At 59.7% G+C, this 21,299-nt stretch carries 20 protein-coding genes; 17 read left to right on the top strand and 3 right to left on the bottom strand.

Going from position 1 to position 21,299, the window contains the following annotated elements:
* The first annotated feature begins 45 nt into the window (after positions 1-45).
* The 9 genes from rmuC (at position 46) to hemB (ending at position 8,223) form a co-directional block, all read left to right on the top strand.
* Positions 46-1,593 carry a DNA recombination protein RmuC gene (gene rmuC / locus ACJ8PN_RS17245; protein ID WP_351107952.1) on the top strand — a complete coding sequence of 516 codons (1,548 nt, stop codon included), beginning with the start codon at positions 46-48 and terminating at the stop codon, positions 1,591-1,593.
* Positions 1,594-1,671: 78 nt separating this feature from the next.
* Entirely contained in the window at positions 1,672-2,427 is a 756-nt protein-coding gene (ubiE, locus tag ACJ8PN_RS17240) for a bifunctional demethylmenaquinone methyltransferase/2-methoxy-6-polyprenyl-1,4-benzoquinol methylase UbiE (protein WP_171453175.1), read from the top strand.
* Between the two features lie 13 nt (positions 2,428-2,440).
* The gene (ubiJ, locus tag ACJ8PN_RS17235; RefSeq protein WP_351107947.1) at positions 2,441-3,049 is read left to right on the top strand and encodes a ubiquinone biosynthesis protein UbiJ; all 609 of its coding nucleotides are present in this window, start codon (positions 2,441-2,443) and stop codon (positions 3,047-3,049) included.
* Positions 3,046-4,677 carry a ubiquinone biosynthesis regulatory protein kinase UbiB gene (ubiB, locus tag ACJ8PN_RS17230; RefSeq protein WP_004934451.1) on the top strand — a complete coding sequence of 544 codons (1,632 nt, stop codon included), beginning with the start codon at positions 3,046-3,048 and terminating at the stop codon, positions 4,675-4,677. Before ubiJ ends, ubiB begins: the two co-directional genes overlap by 4 nt.
* An 80-nt stretch (positions 4,678-4,757) precedes the next feature.
* Complete coding sequence (gene tatA, locus ACJ8PN_RS17225) at positions 4,758-5,021, top strand: Sec-independent protein translocase subunit TatA (protein WP_004934452.1); 264 nt, start codon at positions 4,758-4,760, stop codon at positions 5,019-5,021.
* A gap of 3 nt (positions 5,022-5,024) precedes the next feature.
* The gene (gene tatB, locus ACJ8PN_RS17220; protein WP_049276958.1) at positions 5,025-5,576 is read left to right on the top strand and encodes a Sec-independent protein translocase protein TatB; all 552 of its coding nucleotides are present in this window, start codon (positions 5,025-5,027) and stop codon (positions 5,574-5,576) included.
* 3 nt (positions 5,577-5,579) lie between these two features.
* The gene (gene tatC / locus ACJ8PN_RS17215; RefSeq protein ID WP_351107944.1) at positions 5,580-6,350 is read left to right on the top strand and encodes a Sec-independent protein translocase subunit TatC; all 771 of its coding nucleotides are present in this window, start codon (positions 5,580-5,582) and stop codon (positions 6,348-6,350) included.
* A gap of 53 nt (positions 6,351-6,403) precedes the next feature.
* Positions 6,404-7,186, top strand: a complete 783-nt coding sequence (gene tatD, locus ACJ8PN_RS17210; protein WP_351107941.1) for a 3'-5' ssDNA/RNA exonuclease TatD — start codon at positions 6,404-6,406, stop codon at positions 7,184-7,186.
* A 14-nt stretch (positions 7,187-7,200) separates the two neighbouring features.
* A complete protein-coding gene (gene hemB, locus ACJ8PN_RS17205; protein WP_351107938.1) occupies positions 7,201-8,223 on the top strand; it encodes a porphobilinogen synthase in 1,023 nt (340 codons plus the stop codon).
* 45 nt (positions 8,224-8,268) lie between these two features.
* Here the strand turns inward: hemB and rfaH are convergent, their stop codons facing one another.
* Positions 8,269-8,757 (bottom strand): transcription/translation regulatory transformer protein RfaH, encoded by a 489-nt coding sequence (gene rfaH, locus ACJ8PN_RS17200; protein ID WP_004934466.1) that lies wholly within the window; start codon positions 8,755-8,757, stop codon positions 8,269-8,271.
* Between the two features lie 244 nt (positions 8,758-9,001).
* Between rfaH and pepE the strand changes: the two genes are divergently transcribed.
* The 3 genes from pepE to fre all read left to right on the top strand — a co-directional run bounded on the left by pepE (position 9,002) and on the right by fre (position 12,062).
* Entirely contained in the window at positions 9,002-9,727 is a 726-nt protein-coding gene (gene pepE, locus ACJ8PN_RS17195) for a dipeptidase PepE (protein ID WP_033631520.1), read from the top strand.
* A 62-nt stretch (positions 9,728-9,789) separates the two neighbouring features.
* Positions 9,790-11,310: a 4-hydroxy-3-polyprenylbenzoate decarboxylase gene (gene ubiD / locus ACJ8PN_RS17190; RefSeq protein ID WP_048326642.1), complete on the top strand. Its 1,521-nt coding sequence runs from the start codon at positions 9,790-9,792 to the stop codon at positions 11,308-11,310.
* Positions 11,311-11,360: 50 nt separating this feature from the next.
* Positions 11,361-12,062 (top strand): NAD(P)H-flavin reductase, encoded by a 702-nt coding sequence (gene fre, locus ACJ8PN_RS17185; protein WP_004934474.1) that lies wholly within the window; start codon positions 11,361-11,363, stop codon positions 12,060-12,062.
* Between the two features lie 172 nt (positions 12,063-12,234).
* Here the strand turns inward: fre and fadA are convergent, their stop codons facing one another.
* Positions 12,235-13,398, bottom strand: coding sequence for an acetyl-CoA C-acyltransferase FadA (gene fadA / locus ACJ8PN_RS17180; protein ID WP_004934476.1), 1,164 nt, complete (start codon positions 13,396-13,398; stop codon positions 12,235-12,237).
* A gap of 10 nt (positions 13,399-13,408) precedes the next feature.
* Positions 13,409-15,598, bottom strand: a complete 2,190-nt coding sequence (fadB, locus tag ACJ8PN_RS17175) for a fatty acid oxidation complex subunit alpha FadB (RefSeq protein WP_075685260.1) — start codon at positions 15,596-15,598, stop codon at positions 13,409-13,411.
* 233 nt (positions 15,599-15,831) lie between these two features.
* Between fadB and ACJ8PN_RS17170 the strand changes: the two genes are divergently transcribed.
* From ACJ8PN_RS17170 to hemG, 5 genes are all read left to right on the top strand, one after another.
* Positions 15,832-17,028 (top strand): MFS transporter, encoded by a 1,197-nt coding sequence (locus ACJ8PN_RS17170; RefSeq protein ID WP_442535114.1) that lies wholly within the window; start codon positions 15,832-15,834, stop codon positions 17,026-17,028.
* 112 nt (positions 17,029-17,140) lie between these two features.
* On the top strand, positions 17,141-18,472 hold the full coding sequence (gene pepQ / locus ACJ8PN_RS17165) for a Xaa-Pro dipeptidase (RefSeq protein WP_004934485.1): 1,332 nt from the start codon (positions 17,141-17,143) through the stop codon (positions 18,470-18,472).
* Complete coding sequence (locus ACJ8PN_RS17160; protein ID WP_004934489.1) at positions 18,472-19,086, top strand: IMPACT family protein; 615 nt, start codon at positions 18,472-18,474, stop codon at positions 19,084-19,086. Before pepQ ends, ACJ8PN_RS17160 begins: the two co-directional genes overlap by 1 nt.
* A gap of 35 nt (positions 19,087-19,121) precedes the next feature.
* Positions 19,122-20,573 carry a Trk system potassium transporter TrkH gene (gene trkH / locus ACJ8PN_RS17155; RefSeq protein ID WP_004934492.1) on the top strand — a complete coding sequence of 484 codons (1,452 nt, stop codon included), beginning with the start codon at positions 19,122-19,124 and terminating at the stop codon, positions 20,571-20,573.
* Between the two features lie 21 nt (positions 20,574-20,594).
* The gene (hemG, locus tag ACJ8PN_RS17150) at positions 20,595-21,128 is read left to right on the top strand and encodes a menaquinone-dependent protoporphyrinogen IX dehydrogenase (protein ID WP_004934493.1); all 534 of its coding nucleotides are present in this window, start codon (positions 20,595-20,597) and stop codon (positions 21,126-21,128) included.
* Positions 21,129-21,299 lie beyond the last annotated feature (171 nt).

Genomic DNA, 21,299 nt, shown 5'->3' with positions numbered 1-21,299 from the left:
TGGGCGTGCGAAACGCCGGAACGGCAAGGTGCAACAGGAGGCAGGGTGGATACCAGTCTGATTTATGGGATTGGCGGCGTCGCGATCGGCATGCTGTTGGGGTGGCTGATCGCCAGTCTGCGAGTGCAGCAGACGAACGCGCAACATGAAACCGAACTGCGGTTGCTGGAGCAAGCGTTGCAGCAGGCGCAGCAGGAGACGGCCGTGCGGCAGGAGGCCCTGCTGCGTCACGAACAGCAGTCGCGCCAGAGCGAGCTGGAGCTGCGCAATCTGCACAGCCAGCTGGCGGCCGGGCATGAAAAACTGCAACAGCTCAACCATTGGCGCAACGAATGCGAGCTGCTCAACCAAGAGCTGCGCGCCCAGCGCGAGGTGAACAGCGCGCAGGAGGCCGAGCTGCGCGAAGTCACCATCCGTCTGGAAGAGACGCGCATGGCGGCGGAGGAGAAGCAGCGTCTGCTGATCAACAGCGAACAGCGCCTCACCACCCAGTTTGAAAACCTCGCCAACCGCATTTTTGAACACAGCGGCCGCAAGGTGGACGAGCAAAATAAGCAAAGTTTGGATCGGTTACTGCTGCCGCTGCGCGAACAGCTGGACGGTTTCCGCCGTCAGGTGCAGGACAGCTTTGGCCAGGAAGCGCGGGAGCGCCATACGCTGACGCACGAGATACGCAATCTGCAGCAGTTGAACGCGCAGATGGCGCGCGAGGCGATCAACCTCACCAAGGCGCTGAAAGGCGACAACAAAACGCAGGGCAACTGGGGCGAGGTGGTGCTGAGCCGGGTGCTGGAGGCCTCCGGCCTGCGCGAAGGGCATGAGTATGAAACGCAGGTCAACGTGCGGGTAGATCATCAGAGCCGCATGCAGCCCGATGTGATCGTGCGCCTGCCGCAGGGCAAGGATGTCGTGATTGACGCCAAGATGTCGCTGATCGCCTACGAGCGCTATTTCAACGGCGAGGATGAGGCGGAGCGCGAAGCGGCGCTGAGCGAACATATCGCCTCGCTGCGCGGCCACATCCGCATGCTGGGCCGCAAGGACTATCAGCAGCTGCCGGGGCTGCGTTCGCTGGATTATGTGCTGATGTTCATTCCGGTCGAGCCCGCCTTCCTGCTGGCTATCGATCGCGAGCCGGAGCTGATCAGCGAAGCGCTCAAGCACAACATTATGCTGGTCAGCCCGACCACGTTGCTGGTGGCGCTGCGTACCATCACCAACCTGTGGCGCTATGAGCATCAGAGCCAGAACGCCCAGCGCATCGCCGATCGCGCGGCGAAACTGTATGACAAGATGCGGCTGTTCGTGGACGATATGTCCGCGTTGGGGCAGAGCCTGGACAAGGCGCAGGGCAGTTATCGTCAGGCGATGAACAAACTGAGCGAAGGCCGTGGTAATCTTATCGGCCAAATTGAAGGTTTCCGCGCGTTGGGGGTTGAGGTCAAACGGCCGATAAACCCGCTGCTGGCGCAGCAAGCCGGCGCGCAACACGATGAAGCGGAAGAGGCGAACGACGATGATGTCGCCGCGCTGCCGCAGACGAACGACGATGACGATACCGCCGGGGGATCGGGCTTCGTTTCGCACGGCTGAGGCCGTGGCGAGGTGGGGTATTCACCGGGCTTCTGGTACACTCATCCACACAAAATTGACTGAATAGCAGGCAGGACAATGGCAGATCAATCGCAGGAAACCACCGATTTCGGTTTTCGCACCGTCGCTAGAGACGAAAAACAGGCCATGGTGGCGGACGTTTTCCATTCGGTAGCGGCAAAGTATGACGTGATGAACGACCTGATGTCGTTCGGTATTCACCGTATCTGGAAGCGTTTCACCATTGACTGCAGCGGCGTGCGCCGCGGGCAGCGCGTGCTGGATCTGGCCGGCGGTACCGGCGACCTGGCCGCCAAGTTCTCCCGCATGGTGGGCGAGCAGGGGCAGGTGGTGCTGGCGGACATCAACGATTCGATGCTCAAGATGGGGCGCGAGAAGCTGCGCGATCGCGGCATCGTCGGCAACATCAATTACGTGCAGGCCAACGCCGAAGCGCTGCCGTTCCCGGACAATTACTTCGATTGCATCACCATCTCCTTTGGCCTGCGTAACGTCACCGACAAAGACAAAGCGCTGCGCTCGATGTTCCGCGTGCTGAAGCCGGGCGGCCGTCTGCTGGTGCTGGAATTCTCCAAGCCGCTGCTGGCGCCGCTGAGCAAAGCCTATGACGCCTACTCTTTCCACGTGCTGCCGAAGATCGGCGAGCTGGTGGTGAAAGATCCGGACAGCTACCGCTACTTGGCGGAATCGATCCGCATGCACCCCGATCAGGAAACCCTGAAGGGCATGATGAGCAACGCCGGTTTTGAAAACGTCACCTATTTCAACCTGACCGGTGGGATTGTCGCCCTGCATCGCGGCTTCAAGTTCTGAGAGGGAGATGCCGATGCTGTTTACCCCTCTGCTGACCGGTGCGCTGGAAACCTCGCTGAATAACCTGCTGTTTCGCGATCGCAGCATGAAAGCCGCCCGCCAACGCCTGGTGGGCAAGGTGCTGCGCATCGAACTGGAAGAGTTGGCTTCGCCGCTGGTGCTGGTGTTCAGCGAACTGCGCGTGGATGTGCTGGGGCAGTCTGAAGACAGCGCCGATTGCACCGTGCGTAGCCGCATTCCCTCCTTGCTGAAGCTGCGCGATCGCCAGCAGTTGCCGGTGCTGATGCGCAGCGGCGAATTGACGGTGGAAGGCGATATTCAGGTGGTGCAACAGCTGGTTGGCCTGCTCGATCTGGCGGAGTGGGATCCGGCGGAGTGGCTGGCGCCCTACATCGGCGATATCGCCGCCCAAGGCATTACACAGGCGCTGGGAAAAGGCGCCTCGCTGCTGAAAGCCGGCTTTATGCGCCAGCAGCAGGGGATGGCGGAGGCGTTGACAGAAGAGTGGCGCCTGGCGCCGGGGCCGCTGGAAGTGGTGTGGTTCAACGAAGAAGTTGACGCACTCGCCCGCAGCGCGGAAGCGCTGTCTGCCCGCATGGACAAGTTGGAGGGCAAGCGATGACCCCAGGCGAACTGCGCCGTTTGTATTTTATCGTCCGCGTTTTTCTCAGCTATGGGCTGGATGAGCTGATCCCTAAAATGCGTTTGACGCTGCCGCTGCGCTTTGGCCGCCGGCTGCTGTTCTGGATGCCGAATCGGCACAAGGACAAGCCGCTGGGTGAACGTCTGCGGCTGGCGCTGCAGGAACTGGGGCCGGTCTGGATCAAGTTCGGCCAAATGATGTCGACCCGCCGCGATCTGTTTCCGCCGCACATTGCCGATCAGCTGACGCTGCTGCAGGATCGGGTGGCGCCTTTCGATGGTGCGTTGGCGCGTAAGCATATCGAGCTGGCGATGGGCGGCCCGCTGGAGACCTGGTTCGATGACTTCGATCAGCAGCCGCTGGCCTCTGCCTCGATCGCGCAGGTGCATACCGCGCGGTTGAAAACCACCGGCCAGGAAGTGGTGCTGAAGGTGATCCGGCCGGATATCGGGCCGATCATCAAGGCCGACGTGCGCTTGATGTACCGGCTGGCAGGCTGGGTGCCGAAGCTGTTGCCGGACGGCCGCCGTCTGCGCCCGCGCGAAGTGGTACGCGAGTACGAGAAAACTCTGCTGGACGAATTGAACCTGCTGCGCGAAGCGGCTAACGCCATTCAGCTGCGCCGCAATTTCGACGGCAGCCCAATGCTGTACGTACCGGAAGTTTATTCCGACTACTGCCGCGAAAGCGTATTGGTGATGGAGCGCATTTACGGCATTCCGGTCTCGGACATCGCCACGCTGGAACAGCAGGGCACCAACATGAAACTGTTGGCGGAACGCGGCGTCCAGGTGTTCTTTACCCAGGTCTTCCGCGACAGCTTCTTCCATGCGGACATGCATCCCGGTAATATTTTCGTCAGCTACGAACATCCGGAAGATCCTTGCTACATCGGCATCGACTGCGGCATCGTCGGTTCGCTGAACAAGGATGATAAACGCTACCTGGCGGAAAACTTCATCGCCTTCTTCAACCGCGATTACCGCAAGGTGGCGGAACTGCACGTCGACTCCGGATGGGTGCCGCGCGACACCAACGTGGAAGACTTCGAATTCGCCATCCGCACCGTGTGCGAGCCGATTTTCGAGAAGCCGCTGGCGGAGATTTCCTTCGGCAACGTGCTGTTGAACCTGTTCAATACTGCGCGACGTTTCAATATGGAAGTGCAGCCGCAGCTGGTGTTATTGCAGAAGACCTTGCTGTATGTTGAAGGACTGGGGCGTCAGCTCTATCCGCAGCTGGATCTGTGGACCACCGCCAAGCCGTTCCTCGAGAGCTGGCTGCGCGATCAGGTCGGCATTCCCGCCGTGGTGCGTGCGCTGAAAGAGAAAGCGCCGTTCTGGGCGGAGAAGCTGCCGGAACTGCCCGAGCTGTTTTACGACAGCCTGCAGCAGCATAAACTGTTGCAACAAAGCGTTGATAAGCTGACCAACCAGATGCAGGCTCAGCGGGTTCGTCAGGGGCAGTCACGTTATTTGTTCGGCGTTGGCGCTACACTGTTGGTAAGCGGCACGCTGTTGCTGCTGGGGCAAATCGAGGTGTTTCCCGCCTGGATGATGGCCGCCGGCATCGTATGCTGGGTGATTGGCTGGAAGCGAACCACCTGATTTAATTCGTTACTCTGGTAAAGTCGGCTCTATAATGCGGGCTGGCTTTAAAAGACCCTTTAAAATTAGAGGTAATTAAAATGGGCGGTATTAGTATTACGCAATTGTTGATCATCGCAGTGATCGTGGTGCTGTTGTTCGGTACCAAAAAACTGCGCACGCTGGGCTCCGATCTCGGCGCCTCGATCAAGGGCTTCAAGAAGGCGATCGGCGACGATACGCCGTCGACCCCCAACACGGCTGAGAAAAGCAGCCTGGATGACGCTGACTTCTCGGCCAAGCCTATTACCGATAAGCAGCCGGAAGTGAAACCGGAAGAGTCGAAGAACAAAGAGCAGGTATAAACCGTGTTTGACATTGGGTTTAGTGAGCTGCTGCTGGTGCTGGTGATCGGCCTGGTTGTTCTGGGGCCGGAACGCTTGCCGGTCGCGGTCAGAACAGTATCGGGCTGGATCCGCGCGCTGCGCTCGCTGGCGGCCTCGGTGCAGCACGAACTGTCTCAGGAGCTGAAGCTGCAGGAGCTGCAGGACAGCCTGAAAAAAGCGGAACAGGCCGGCCTGCAGAACCTGACGCCGGAACTGAAGGCGTCGATGGATGAGCTGAAAGACGCGGCGGAATCATTGAAACGCACCTACCAGGGCGAGAAAGAAGAGCTGGCGAACACCATTCATAACCCGCAGATCACCGATCCGGAAGCCTTGCACGACGGCGTGACGCCGGCGGAAGCGGCAACCCGCGCGAGTGCGCCCGCCGCCGCGCCAAAACCGGCAGCGGAACCTGAAGCCGTCGCGCCAGTGGCGGCGCAACCGGCTAAAGCGCCGGCGGAAACCGCGCCGGTACCTGTCGAACCTGTTGCGGATAAAACCCCAGCGTCTCACCAACCTAGTGGCGATCGTTAATACATGGCTGTTGAAGATACCCAACCCCTTATCAGTCATCTGATAGAGCTGCGCAAGCGGCTGTTGAACTCGATTATTTGCGTGCTGGCGGTGTTCGTGGTGCTGGTGTTTTTCGCCAACGACATCTACCAGTTGGTCTCTGCGCCGCTGCTCAAGCAGCTGCCGGCCGGGGCGAGCATGATCGCTACCGACGTGGCGTCACCGTTCTTTACGCCGATCAAATTGACCATGATCGTCTCGGTGTTCGTCTCCGCGCCGATGATTTTGTATCAGGTGTGGGCATTCATCGCGCCGGCGCTGTACAAGCATGAACGCCGCCTGATGATGCCGCTGCTGGTGTCCAGCAGCCTGCTGTTCTACCTCGGCATGGCTTTCGCCTACTTCATCGTGTTCCCGCTGGCCTTCGGCTTCTTTGCCAAGACCGCGCCGATGGGGGTGACCATTGCCACCGACATCAAAAACTACCTCGATTTCGTCATGGCGCTGTTTATGGCGTTCGGTGTCGCTTTCGAAGTGCCGGTCGCCATCATTCTGCTGTGCTGGAGTGGCGTCACCTCGCCGGAAGATCTGAAGAAGAAACGGCCGTATGTGTTGGTCGGCGCGTTTGTGGTCGGCATGCTGTTGACGCCGCCGGACGTGTTCTCGCAAACCCTGTTGGCGATACCGATGTATCTGCTGTTTGAAGTGGGGGTGTTCTTCGCTCGCTTCTATACCGGCAAACGTCGTCCGCAGGCGGAAGAAGAAGACGAGGGTGACGAAACGCCAGCTCCCTGATCCATCTTGATTACGAAGCCGCCCATTGGGCGGCTTTTGCTTTGGAAAAAACCATGTTTGATATCGGCGTTAATCTCACCAGCAGCCAATTCGCCAAAGACCGCCAGGCGGTGGTGGAACGCGCCCGTGCCGCGGGCGTTACCGGGATATTGATTACCGGCACCGATCTGGCAGAGAGCCGCGAAGCGGCGGAATTGGCGCAGCAACATCCGGGCTATTGTTGGTCTACCGCCGGCGTGCATCCGCACTACGCCAGCAGTTGGGATGAACAAACCGCCGAGCAGATTTATGCCCTGGCCGCCCGCTCCGAAGTGGTGGCGATCGGCGAATGCGGTCTGGATTTTAATCGCAACTTCTCGACGCCCATACAGCAGGAAAGGGCGTTCACCGCGCAGCTGGCGCTGGCAGCGGAGTTGGCACTGCCGGTGTTTCTCCATTGCCGCGACGCACACGCACGTTTTGCCGAGCTACTGACGCCGTGGTTGGATAAACTGCCCGCGGCCGTGGTGCACTGCTTCACCGGCACCGCCGAAGAATTAACAAGCTGCCTGTCGCTGGGTCTGTCGATCGGGATTACCGGTTGGGTCTGCGACGAGCGGCGCGGCCTGGAATTGCGCGCCCTGTTACCGCAGATCCCGGCCGAGCGTCTGCTGCTGGAAACGGACGCCCCTTATCTGTTGCCCCGGGATTTACAGCCTAAACCCGCATCTCGCCGCAACGAACCCTGTTTCCTGCCCCATATCGTGCATCAGGTCGCCGTCTGGCGACAGGAAGAGCCGCAATGGCTGGGGCAAAAAACCGATGAGAACGCCCGCCGGCTATTCCGGCTGGTTTGAGCTAGGAGAAAACTATGAGCTATGCATTTCCGGGCACCTTCCCTGGTCGCCGTATGCGCCGCGTGCGCCGTCACGACTTCAGCCGCCGCCTGGTGGCCGAGAATCAACTGACGGTCAATGACCTGATTTATCCGGTGTTTGTCATGGAGGGCAGCAACCGCCAGGAAGAAGTGGCCTCGATGCCGGGCGTATCGCGCATGACGATCGATCTGCTGGTGAAGGAAGCGGAAACCATCGCCAAACTTGGCGTGCCGGTGATTTCCCTGTTCCCGGTTATCGAACCGAGCCTGAAATCGCTGCATGCGGAAGAAGCCTATAACCAGGAAGGGTTGGTACAGCGCACGGTGCGCGCGCTGAAAGACGCGGTGCCTGAACTGGGCATTCTGACCGACGTGGCGCTCGATCCCTACACCACGCATGGGCAGGACGGGGTGATCGATGAGCAGGGTTATGTGATTAACGACGTGACCAAAGACATTCTGGTGCGTCAGGCGCTGTCCCATGCCGAAGCGGGCGCGGAAATCGTGGCGCCGAGCGACATGATGGACGGCCGCATCGGGGCGATCCGCGATCGTCTGGAACTGCAGGGTCTGGTGAATACCCAAATCATGGCCTACTCCGCCAAGTATGCTTCCTGCTACTACGGCCCGTTCCGCGATGCGTTGGGCTCCAGCGGCAACCTGAAGGGCGGCAACAAGAAGACCTATCAGATGGATCCGGCCAACAGCGATGAAGCGCTGCAGGAGATTGCGCAGGATCTGCAGGAAGGTGCGGACATGGTGATGGTGAAACCGGGTATGCCGTACCTCGACGTCGTGCGCCGCGTGAAGGATACCTTCGGTGTGCCAACCTTCGCTTATCAGGTGTCCGGCGAGTACGCCATGCATATGGCGGCGATTCAGAACGGCTGGCTGCAGGAGCAACCTGCGGTGATGGAATCGTTGATGTGCTTCAAACGCGCCGGCGCCGACGGCGTGCTGACCTACTTCGCCAAGCGTGTCGCGCAGTGGCTGCACGACGATGCGATGCGTCGCTAAGCGCAAAATGAGCCAACAAAAAGGCGCCTGAGGGCGCCTTTTGCATTACATCTTCTGGAACTGTCGGTTGTCGATGCTTTGACTGACCTGCTTGTTGATCAGGTTCAGCAACAACATGGAACGCGCCTCGCCGTCCGGTTCGGTGTAGATAGCCTGCAGCCCTTCGAACACGCCGTCGACGATCAGAACGGTATCCCCCGGCTGTGGGGTTTCCGGATCGACATAGGTTTCGCTGGCGTGCGTGCGCAGCTCATCGATCACCTTGCTCGGGATGACGCTAGGCAACGCGCCGAAACGCACGAAGTGGCTGACGCCACGGGTGGCGCTGATGGTGGTGGTGTGAATGCGCTCCGGATCGAACTCCACAAACAGATAGTTGGGAAACAGGGGTTCGCTGACTGCGATACGCTTACCACGCACGATCTTTTCCAGCGTGATGATCGGGCTGAGGCAGTTTACCTGCTGCCGCTCCAGATGTTCCTGCGCCCGCAACAACTGACCGCGTTTGCAATAAAGTAGATACCAGGATTCCATAATTTCACATGCCTTTCTGCCAGCCGGTAAGCATATCAAAAGCTATTCCGGATACATAGTGATGCAAGTTTCAGTGTGTAACATCACCTATCTCTATGAATCTGCGGCTATTAGCGAGGGGTCACACACTTATCGATACGGTGCTGGTATAACAGAGGGCTAAAAATTTGTTACCGTCACAGTATGGCAAGCGCTGCGCCGCCGGCTGTGACGCTATTCATCGTTTTGACCGAGAGGGAAAGAAATGGAGCTGTTTCTGTTGAGCAACGGCAAGCTGTCTGGCGAAGCCGAGCTGCTGGGGTACGCCAAAAGCCAACTGCTGGCGATGATTGCGCGTCGCGGCATCAAATCCGCCGTCTTTATCCCTTACGCCCTGATCCGTTACGACTACGACCAGCGTGCGCAGGAACTGGCGCAAACGCTGGGCATCGAAGTCACCAGCATCCACCACGCCGCTTCGCCGGCGGCGGCGATCGCGCAGGCGGAATGCATTTTGGTCAGCGGCGGCAATACCTGGTTGCTGAACCAAATGCTGCACGAGCAAGGCCTGATCGTGCCCATCCAGCGCGCGGTGCGCGAGCGTGAAGTGCCTTACGTCGGCTGGAGCGCCGGTTGCAACGTGGCCACGCCGAGCATTCGCACTACCAATGACATGCCGGTGCGCTGCAGCGTGGTGCTGCCGGCGCTGGGGCTGTTCCCGGTGCAGATCAACCCGCACTACATCGACGCGCATATCAGCGGCCACATGGGCGAAACCCGTGACGAGCGCTTGGCGGAGTTCTGCGCGGTCAACCCAAGCGAGTCGGTGGTGGCGCTGCGTGAAGGTAGCCTGCTGCACGTTGAAGGCAATGCGCTGCGTTACTTCAGCGCTAATGGGCAGGGCTTCAAGGTGTTCCGCCACGGTGAGGAGACGCGTGAATATCAGGATACGCGCGCGCTGGCTGCGCTGGTGCCGTTCAACTGCGGCTGAGGGCCACCCGGCGGCGGGCGGCGTTAACAAAATTGCAGCAACAACCGTGAAGAGGGCTTATAATGCCCTCCCCACTGGCCGTTATAATGATCAGCATGAAATACCGTGACTTACGCGATTTCCTCTCGTTGCTGGAGAAGAGAGGGGAACTAAAACGCATCAGCCAGCCGATCGATCCTTACCTGGAAATGACGGAGATTGCCGATCGCACCCTGCGAGCGGGCGGTCCGGCACTGCTGTTTGAAAACCCGAAAGGGTATGACATGCCGGTGCTCTGTAACCTGTTCGGCACTGCCAATCGCGTGGCGATGGGCATGGGGCAGGAAGACATCAGCGCGCTGCGCGAAGTCGGCAAACTGCTGGCGTTCCTCAAAGAACCGGAGCCGCCGAAAGGCTTCCGCGATCTGTTCGATAAAATGCCAAAGTTCAAGCAGGTACTGAACATGCCGACCAAGGTGCTGGGATCCGCGCCTTGTCAGGAGCAGGTATGGCAGGGTGACGATGTCGATCTGGGCCGTATTCCGGTGATGCACTGCTGGCCGGAAGACGCTGCGCCGCTGATCACCTGGGGGCTGACGGTGACCCGCGGCCCGCATAAGGAACGGCAAAACCTCGGCATCTATCGCCAGCAGGTGCTGGGCAAGAACAAAGTGATCATGCGCTGGCTGTCGCATCGCGGTGGCGCGCTGGATTATCAGGAGTGGTGCCAGGCGCACCCGGGCGAGCGTTTCCCGGTCGCGGTGGCGCTGGGTGCCGATCCCGCTACCATCCTCGGTGCGGTCACGCCGGTGCCGGATACCCTGTCTGAATATGCCTTTGCCGGGCTGCTGCGCGGCAACAAAACCGAAGTGGTCAAGTGCCTTTCCAACGATCTGGAAGTGCCCGCCAGCGCCGAAATCGTGCTTGAAGGCTATATCGAGCCGGGTGAAATGGCGCCGGAAGGCCCCTACGGCGACCACACCGGTTACTACAATGAAATCGACCAGTTCCCGGTGTTCACCGTCACCCACATCACCCAGCGCCGCAACGCGATCTACCACTCGACCTACACCGGCCGGCCGCCGGATGAGCCGGCGATCCTGGGCGTGGCGCTGAATGAAGTGTTCGTGCCGATCCTGCAAAAGCAGTTCCCGGAAATCGTCGATTTCTATCTGCCGCCGGAAGGGTGCTCGTACCGCCTGGCGGTAGTGACCATGAAAAAACAGTACGCCGGCCACGCGAAACGCGTGATGATGGGCGTCTGGTCGTTCCTGCGGCAGTTTATGTACACCAAATTTGTTATCGTCTGTGACGATGACGTCAATGCGCGCGACTGGAACGACGTGATTTGGGCGATCACCACACGAATGGATCCGGCAAGGGATACTGTTCTGGTGGAGAATACGCCGATCGACTATCTGGACTTCGCCTCGCCGGTTTCCGGCCTGGGTTCGAAGATGGGGCTGGACGCCACCAATAAATGGCCGGGTGAAACCGATCGCGAATGGGGCCGTCCGATTCAGATGGATGAAAAGGTACGTGCGCGCGTCGACGAAATCTGGGATGAGCTCGCAATCTTCAGTGACAGGGAACCGACGTTATAGCGTCAGGCCCTGTTCTCAGCTTTGCATTGATGACCCGACAGAGGGAACGCATGACAATATTGAGCTGTAAAGTGACCTCGGTAGAGGCCATTACCGATACGGTTTATCGGGTACGTCTGGTGCCCGAACAGCCGTTTTCTTTCAAGGCAGGGCAATATCTGATGGTGGTGATGGATGAGCGCGACAAGCGCCCGTTCTCACTGGCATCAACCCCGACGCAGCAAGATTACATCGAGCTGCATATCGGCGCTTCGGAGCTGAATCTGTACGCCATGGCGGTGATGGATCGCATCCTGAAAGAGCAGGCGATCACCGTTGACGTGCCGCATGGCGACGCCTGGCTGCGGGAAGAGGGCAGCCGTCCGTTGGTGCTGATCGCCGGCGGCACCGGTTTCTCTTACGCGCGTTCAATCCTGTTGACCGCGCTGGAGCAGCAGCCGGATCGCGACATTTCAATCTACTGGGGCGGGCGTGAGCTGAAGCACCTGTACGATTTGAGCGAGCTGGAAGCGCTGTCGTTGCAGCATCCGAATCTGAAGGTGATCCCGGTGGTCGAGCAGCCGGAGGCTGAATGGCGTGGCCGCAGCGGCACCGTGCTTAGCGCGGTGCTGCAGGATTTCGGCACGCTGGCGGAGCATGACATTTACATCGCCGGGCGTTTCGAGATGGCGAAAATCGCCCGCGAGCGTTTCTGCGCCGAGCGCGGCGCGCTGGAAGCGCATATGTTTGGCGACGCGTTTTCGTTTATCTGACACAGGCGATGCGCAGTGAACGGGGTGGCCGAGGGTCGCCCCGTTTTTATTTGGGCGTCGGCAAATTTCAGGCATAAAAAACCCGCCCCTGACAGGCGGGAAGAACGGCAACTAAACTTGGCGGGATGCCGCGATTTGAAGTGGTGACGCGGTCATCCCAAGATAGACACAGCTAAACGCGTTCAAACACGGTGGCGATACCCTGGCCCAGGCCGATGCACATGGTCGCCAGGCCGAACTGCGCGTCGCGACGTTCCATGTTGTTCAACAGGGTGGTCGAGATGCGGGAGCCGGAACACCCCAGCGGGTGGCCGAGCGCGATGGCGCCGCCGTTCAGGTTAATCTTGTCGTCGATGCTGTCCATCAGCCCCAGATCCTTGATGCACGGCAGCGACTGGGCGGCGAACGCTTCGTTCAGCTCGAACAGATCGATGTCCTGCACGCTCAGACCGGCGCGTTTCAGCGCCAGCTTGCTGGCCGGCACCGGGCCGTAGCCCATGATGGACGGATCGCAGCCGACGACCGCCATCGAGCGGATGCGGGCGCGGGCCTTCAAACCGAGCGCTTTGGCGCGCGATTCGCTCATCAGCAGCATGGCGGAAGCACCGTCCGACAGGGCGGAGGAGCTGCCGGCGGTGACGGTGCCGTTGACCGGATCGAACGCCGGGCGCAGGGCCGACAGGCTTTCGACGGTGGTCTCCGGGCGAATGACTTCATCGAAATCGTAACGGGTCAGCACGCCGTCGGCGTCGTGGCCGTTGGTCGGTATGATCTCGTTTTTAAAGTAACCGGCCAGCGTTGCTGCATGCGCGCGCTGGTGGGAGCGGGCGGCAAATTCATCCTGCATCTGGCGACTGATGTTGTGCATCTTGGCCAGCATTTCGGCGGTCAGCCCCATCATCCCGGCGGCCTTGGCCACGCTGCGGCTCAGGCCCGGATGGAAATCCACGCCGTGATTCATCGGCACATGGCCCATGTGTTCCACGCCGCCGATCAGGCTGATGTGCGCGTCGCCCACCATGATGGCGCGTGCCGCGTCGTGCAGCGCCTGCATCGAAGAGCCGCACAGGCGGTTGACGGTCACCGCCGGCACGCGGTGCGGGATCTCGGCCAGCAGCGCGGCGTTGCGGGCGATGTTGAAGCCTTGTTCCAGCGTCTGCTGCACGCAGCCCCAGTAAATGTCATCAATCTCGGCGGCGTCCAGCGCCGGATTGCGGCTCAGCACTTCACGCATCAGGTGAGCGGAGAGATCTTCGGCGCGTACCTGGCGGAATGCGCCGCCCTTGGAGCGGCCCATCGGCGTGCGTACGGCATCAACAATAACTACGTTTTCCATCTTTATGACCTCATGCCGGTTGGCGGGTAGCGACGTCGGACAGCGGTGTCGCCACCGGGTAGTAGCTTTCATTGCGTTCGGCCTTGGCGCGCAGACCGGCCGGCACCTGGTACAGGGCGCCGAGGTGTGCGTAACGCTGGGCCAGCTCAACGTAGTTGGCGGTGCCGAGCGTATCCAGGTAGCGGAACGCGCCGCCGTGGAACGGAGGGAAACCGATGCCGTAGACCAACGCCATATCGGCTTCGGCCGGGCTGGCGACGATATTTTCTTCCAGGCAACGCACCACTTCGTTGATCATCGGGATCATCATGCGCGCGATGATTTCTTCGTCGCTGATGGTCTGGCGCGGTTGGCTCACTTCGGCCAGCAGCGCATCGGTCTGCTCATCGTTGTCCTTGCGCGGCTTGCCTTTGCTGTCCTGGCTGTAGCGGTAGAAGCCCAGTTGATTTTTCTGACCGAAGCGCTGGTTGTCGAACATCACGTCAATGGCGTCGCGGTAGTCTTTGCTCATGCGATCCGGGAAGCCGGCGGCCATCACGGCCTGCGCGTGGTGCGCGGTGTCGATGCCCACGACGTCGAGCAGGTAGGCCGGGCCCATCGGCCAGCCGAACTGTTTTTCCATCACTTTATCGATTTGACGGAAGTCGGCGCCGTCGCGCAGCAGCAGGCTGAAGCCGGCGAAGTACGGGAACAGCACGCGGTTGACGAAGAAGCCCGGGCAATCGTTCACCACGATCGGCGTTTTGCCCATGCGGCTGGCGTAGGCCACCACTTTGGCGATGGTGTCATCGCTGGTCTGTTCGCCGCGGATGATTTCAACCAGCGGCATGCGGTGCACCGGGTTAAAGAAGTGCATGCCGCAGAAGTTTTGCGGGCGCTTCAGCGATTTTGCCAGGTGATTAATCGGAATGGTTGAGGTGTTCGACGCCAGAACGGTGTCCTCACCGATCAGGCCTTCCACTTCCGACAGCACGGCGGCTTTGACTTTCGGATTCTCGACGACCGCCTCAACGATCACCTGCGCGCGCTCGATGCCGGCATAGTCCAGCGTCGGCTGAATGGTCGACAGCACCTGCGCCATTTTCAGGCCATCCAGCTTGCCGCGCTCCAGCTGCTTGTTGAGCAGCTTGGCCGCTTCGCTCATGCCCAGCGTCAGCGACTTGTCGCTGATGTCCTTCATGATCACCGGTACGCCTTTCAGCGCCGATTGGTAAGCGATACCGCCGCCCATGATGCCGGCGCCTAGCACCGCCGCCTGTTTTGGCGCATCCACATTCTTGGCCAGCTTTTTCGCCTGGCCCTTCACGAACTGATCGTTAAGGAAGATGCCGACCAGCGCGCGCGCTTCGTTGGAGCGGGCCAATGGCACGAAGCTGGCGGTTTCCAGTTTCAGCGCTTCATCGCGGCCCAGCTTGGCGGCGGCTTCAATGGTCTTCACCGCGGTCATCGGCGCCGGGTAATGTTTACCGGCGGTCTGCAGTACCATGCCTTTGGCGGTGGTGAAGCTCATCGCCGCTTCAATCGGGCTGAGTTTCAGCGGCTCCAGCTTAGGTTGACGCGCGGCGCGCCAGTCCAGCTTGCCGTCGATCGCCTGTTGCAGCATGTTGAGCGCCGCTTCGGCCAGTTTTTCCGGCGCCACTACCGCATCGACCAGGCCGACTTTCAACGCGTCTTTGGCGCTGACGTCTTTGCCGGCGGCGATGATTTCCAGCGCGCTGTCGTTACCCAGCAGGCGTGGCAGACGGACGGAACCGCCGAAGCCCGGCATGATGCCCAATTTGGTTTCCGGCAGGCCGATGCGCGCGTCCGGCGAGGCGACGCGGAAATCGGTCGCCAGAATGCATTCGCAACCGCCGCCGAGCGCATAGCCGTTAATGGCCGAAATGGTCGGTACCGGCAAATCTTCCAGCCGGTTAAAGACGTTGTTGGCGAATACCAGCCACTCGTGCAGCTTTTCAGCCGGTGCGGCAAACAGAGAAAGGAATTCGGTGATATCGGCGCCGACGATAAATGCGGCTTTGGTGGAGCGCAGCAGCAGCCCCTTGAGCTCAGGCTGGTTTTCCAGCACGGTGAGCGCCTCGCCCAGGCTGGCGACGGTGCGGGTGTCCAGCTTGTTGACCGAGCCTGATGCGTTGAACACCAGCTCGGCAATGCCGTTATCGAGCCAGTGCAGTTGTAATGTTTCGCCTTGGTAGAGCATGTCTATCTCCTGAATCAGCGTATGATCTGGTATGACCAGATGAAGAGGAGTGTGGTTTTTATGTTAAAAATATGCAAATGAGAGATTGCATATTTGCTGGTCTGATCACATCTCACCAAGTTAGTGTTTTGATTTAAAACGGAGTTATATTTTATGTGCTATCGGCATTTGCTGGTGGTTGTCGGCCCTCATACACTTGCCTGCAGCGATTGATCATTCAGACGAGGTTAGGCATGACTAAGGCGGTTTGTGTCAAACGCAGCGGCTTATGGAGCATTCCCGCCAGAACCATGACGCTGGCGTGTCTGTTGGTGTTTATGGCGCAGATGGCGACGACCGTGTATCTGCCTTCGCTGCCGACGGTGATGCGCGAGCTGGCGATGAGCCGGCGCGCCACCGAGCTGTCCATTTCGATCTTCGTCATCGGCGCTGCCTTACCGGTGCTGTTCTGGGGCGCGGCTGCCGATCGCTTTGGCCGCCGAGCGCCGCTGACGCTTTCCCTGCTGCTTTTCATTGGCTGCAGCGGACTGTTGGCGCTGTGCAGCAACGGTACCCAATTACTGGCGCTGCGTGCGCTGCAAGGTGTGGGTGCCGGTGGTGCGGCGATCATTGCGCGTATCATCGTGCGGGATAACTGGAGCGGTGATGAGCTGGCGCGCCGTCTGTCGGTGCTCTCCATCGCTTTCATCACCGCGCTGGGCGGGGGGCAGTTTATCGGCGGCCTGCTCAGCCAATATTCGCACTGGCAGATGGGCTTCGTCCTGATGGGCGCCACCGGTTTGATCATTCTGGCGCTGATGGCGACGCTGCCGCTGGAGGCGGGACGGGCAGGGGGCGTGAGCCCGGCGATGGCGGCAACCTACTTTGCCATCCTGCGGCGGCCGGGGTTCTTCTGGCCGGCCTGCGTCGGCGGATTGGGCTTCGCCACCACGGTGACATTGCAGGAGGTGAGTCCGTTCGTCATGCAGCAGGGTTTTGGTCTCAACGTCACGGCGTTCGGTGCCCTGGGGCTGGTGATCGGCGTCGCCTACTTCAGCGGGGCGCTGACAGTGAACCGCACGGTGGCGCGTGTCGGCGGGAAAACACTGATGCAAACCGGCAGCGGTATCGTGGCGCTGGCGACGGCGGCGATCCTGCTGTTGTGGTGGAGCGGCATTCTGGCCGGCCTTTCCGGTATGGCGTTGTTCATCGCGCTGTATTGCCTGACCATTTTTGGCCAGGCGGTGTTGTTTCCCAACAGCATGGCGATGGCGGTCAGCGACGCCAAAGAGCACGGCGCCTATGCGATGGCGCTGTGCGGCTTTCTGCAGCAGTGTCTGGCGGGCGTTGCCGCGGCCGGCGCGGTGTTGTTGGAACACCATGGCCTGTGGGCGCTGGCGATAGCGTTGCTCGGCCTGGCCGGCTGGCTAATGGTTAAACTGCGGATGTAACGGCATTTGCAGGGAATTGCGAGCTGCTCCGCATGCCCAACGCGATAAGGTTGGTGCGCCGGAGCGCTGTGTTAAGATGACTTCTTTCGTGCTAAGGCATAAGGGTACTGTGATGGAAACGCTGGCTTCTTTGTATAACGACCACCTGGCAGAGCTGCAAAAACGCGCGCGCGAAGTGCTGGAGCGCAACAAGTTGGATGCGCTGCTGATTCACTCCGGTGAGCTGCAAAAGGTATTTTTGGACGACCATAGCTATCCGTTCAAAGTGAACGCGCATTTCAAAGCCTGGGTGCCGGTGACGTCGGTGCCGAACTGCTGGTTGTGGATCGACGGTGTCAATAAGCCGAAGCTGTGGTTCTACTCCCCGGTCGACTACTGGCACAGCGTAGAGCCGCTGCCGGACAGTTTCTGGACCAAATCCCTTGAATTGATGCCGTTGGCCAACGCCGACGCCATCGCCCAGCAGCTTCCGCCGCAGCGCGAGCGCGTGGGCTATATCGGTTATGCGCAACAGCGCGCACGCGATCTCGGCATTTCTTCTGAAAACATCAACCCGAAAGCGGTGTTGAACTACCTGGATTTCCACCGTTCTATCAAAACCGGCTACGAGCTGGCCTGCATGCGCGAAGCGCAGAAGACGGCGGTAACCGGCCATCGTGCGGCGCATGAGGCGTTCCTCTCCGGTATGAGCGAGTTCGACATCAACCTGGCCTACCTGACGGCGACAGGCCACCGCGATACCGACGTGCCTTACGACAACATCGTAGCGCTGAACGAACACGCTTCGGTACTGCACTACACCAAGCTGGATCATCAGCCGCCGGCCGAACCCCTGAGTTTCCTTATCGACGCCGGCGCGGAATATAACGGCTATGCCGCCGATCTGACCCGCACCTACGCGGCGCAAAGCGGCAGCGAGTTCGCCCACCTGGTGAAAGATCTCAATGGTGAACAGCTGGCGCTGATCGACACCATCAAGCCCGGCGTGCGCTATACCGACTACCATGTGCAAATGCATCAGCGCATCGCCAAGCTGCTCAAGAATCACAAGTTGGTGAACGGCCTCAGCGAAGAGGCGATGGTTGAAACGGGTATTACCACGCCGTTCCTGCCGCACGGGCTGGGCCATCCGCTGGGCCTTCAGGTGCACGACGCCGCCGGCTTTATGCAGGACGAGCAAGGCACCCATCTGCCGGCGCCGTCCAAGTATCCATTCCTGCGTTGCACCCGCGTGTTGCAGCCGGGCATGGTGTTGACCATTGAGCCAGGTCTGTACTTCATCGAGTCTCTGTTGGCACCGTGGCGCAGCGGTGAATTCAAGCAGCACTTCGCCTGGGATCGCATCGATGCGCTGAAGCCGTATGGCGGCATCCGTATCGAAGACAACATCGTGATCCACGAAAAGCGCATCGAGAACATGACGCGCGATCTGAACCTGGCCTGATGCGGCCTTACCCGATACCGGCGGAAGCCACCTGCTTTACCGAAGAAATAAAGAAGAGCCGTTTTATCACCCTGCTGGCGCCGACCAGCGGGGTAGAAGCGGCAAAGGCGTTTATTCAGCAGGTGCGGGATGAGCATCCGGCGGCGCGACACCATTGTTGGGCTTTCGTCGCCGGCAGCCCCGATGACTCGCAGCAACTGGGGTTCTCAGACGACGGAGAGCCGTCGGGCACCGCCGGCAAACCGATCCTCGCGCAGCTGATGGGGAGCGGCATCGGTGAAGTGACCGCCGTGGTCGTTCGTTACTATGGCGGCGTCAAGCTGGGCACCGGCGGGCTGGTGAAAGCCTATGGCAACGGTGTTCAACAGGCGTTGAAGCAGTTGGCGTTGGCACAAAAGGTGCCGGAAGCCGAATATATCTTGCAGTGCGACTATGCGCAGTTGGCGTTGGTGGAGAACTTGCTGCAGCAAACCGCAGGTCGGATCCTGCAGGGCGAATACGGCGCCGCCGTCGTGCTGCATCTGGCGTTGCCGGCCACCGAGGTCGAACTGTTTGGGAATAAATTGCGTGATCTCAGTCGCGGTAATTTGCAATTAACCCCCATTTCGCAATAATTCCTCCCAATTGAATTGCTAAGGATCGTGCTGAAATGCATTTTCGCGCCATAACCCGTATCGTTGGTCTGCTGGTCATCCTGTTCTCCGGGACGATGTTTATTCCCGGCCTGGTGGCATTGATTTACCGCGATGGGGCGGGGCGCGCGTTCAGCCAAACCTTCTTCGTGGCGTTGACCATCGGGCTGATGCTGTGGTGGCCGAACCGCAAACAGAAACACGAGCTGAAGCCCCGTGAAGGCTTCCTGATTGTCGTGCTGTTCTGGACCGTGCTGGGCAGCGTGGGGGCATTGCCGTTCCTGTTTTCGGAACGGCCCAACTTGTCGCTGACCGACGCCTTCTTTGAATCCTTCTCGGGATTGACGACTACCGGCGCAACGACGCTGGTGGGGCTGGACTCGTTGCCGAAGGCCATCCTGTTCTATCGCCAAATGCTGCAATGGATGGGCGGGATGGGGATCATCGTGTTGGCGGTGGCGATACTGCCGATACTTGGCGTCGGCGGCATGCAGCTGTATCGAGCGGAAATGCCCGGGCCGCTGAAAGATAACAAGATGCGTCCACGCATCGCCGAAACAGCCAAAACCCTGTGGCTAATCTATGTGTTGCTGACCGTCGCCTGTGCGCTGGCGCTCTGGGGGGCCGGGATGTCGGTGTTCGACGCCATCGGCCACAGTTTCTCGACCATCGCCATTGGCGGGTTTTCTACCCACGACGCCAGTATCGGTTATTACGCCAGTCCGACTATCAACACCATCATCGCCGTGTTCCTGCTGATTTCCGGCTGTAACTACGGCCTGCACTTCGCTTTGCTAAGCGGCCGTAGTCTGAAGGTGTACGGGCGCGATCCTGAATTCCGCATGTTCATCTTCGTTCAGTTGACGCTGGTGGTGGTATGCACGTTGGTGCTCTGGGGACATGGCGTCTATAAGAGCGGTATGGAAACGCTCAATCAGGCGTTCTTCCAGGTGGTATCGATGGCGACCACGGCCGGTTTTACGACCGACAGCATCGCCAAGTGGCCGCTGTTCCTGCCGATGTTGTTGCTGTGCTCGGCGTTCATCGGCGGTTGTGCCGGCTCGACCGGCGGCGGCCTGAAGGTGATCCGTATTCTGCTTCTGTACCTGCAGGGCTCGCGAGAGTTGAAGAGGTTGGTGCACCCCAACGCGGTCTATACCATCAAATTGGGCAATCGCGCACTGCCGGAACGTATTCTGGAAGCGGTGTGGGGATTCTTCTCCGCCTATGCGCTGGTGTTTATCGTCAGCATGCTGGCGATCATTGCCACCGGCGTTGACGATTTTTCCGCGTTCGCCGCAGTGACGGCAACACTCAATAACCTTGGCCCCGGCCTGGGCGTGGTGGCAGATAACTTCACCACGATGCCGGCGGCGGCCAAGTGGATCCTGGTGGTGACGATGCTGTTCGGGCGCCTGGAAGTGTTTACATTGCTGGTGCTGTTCACGCCAACTTTTTGGCGTGAGTGAGCCTGATATAAGGAGTATGCCATGAAGGCATTGATACTTTATTCGAGCCGTGACGGGCAAACACGTGCTATCGCTTCTTATATAGCAAGCAAGTTGCAGGACACGCTGCGTTGTGAGGTGATTGATCTGCTGCAGGCGGAACAGGTCGACCTTAGTCAGTACCAGCAGGTGATGATCGGTGCTTCTATCCGTTACGGGCACTTTAATCCGGTACTGGATAAATTCGTTAAGCGCCATGCCGAACAGCTGAATAGGATGCCGAGCGCCTTCTTCGCCGTGAACCTGACCGCGCGTAAACCGGAAAAGCGCTCGCCGCAAACCAACGCTTATACCCGCAAGTTCCTGCTGGCCTCGCCGTGGCAGCCAAAACAGTGCGCGGTGTTTGCCGGCGCATTGCGGTATCCGCGCTATCGTTGGTTCGACCGCATCATGATTCAATTTATTATGCGTATGACGGGCGGTGAAACGGATACCAGTAAGGAAGTGGAGTACACAGATTGGCAGCAGGTCGATCGTTTCGCCCAGGAATTTAGCCAGATCCAGTACGAAAAGTGACAAAAACGCGGGTTTGGCCAGCGTTTTGCCGAAAAAATCCGCGCTTGAAAAGTTTTTTGCAATTAGGGGTTGCGGCCTGCCGAGAACTCCCTATAATGCGCCTCCACTGACCGGGAACAACGACTGACAAGCCGCCGGGTCAGCGAGAAGAAAGCGAAATAAACGCTTGAC

The sequence above is a fragment of the Serratia sp. CY76391 genome (assembly GCF_052166695.1).
GTDB lineage: Bacteria > Pseudomonadota > Gammaproteobacteria > Enterobacterales > Enterobacteriaceae > Serratia > Serratia nematodiphila.
Note: the sequence above shows the minus strand (reverse complement) of the source record. Positions and strands in the feature narration are given on the sequence as shown.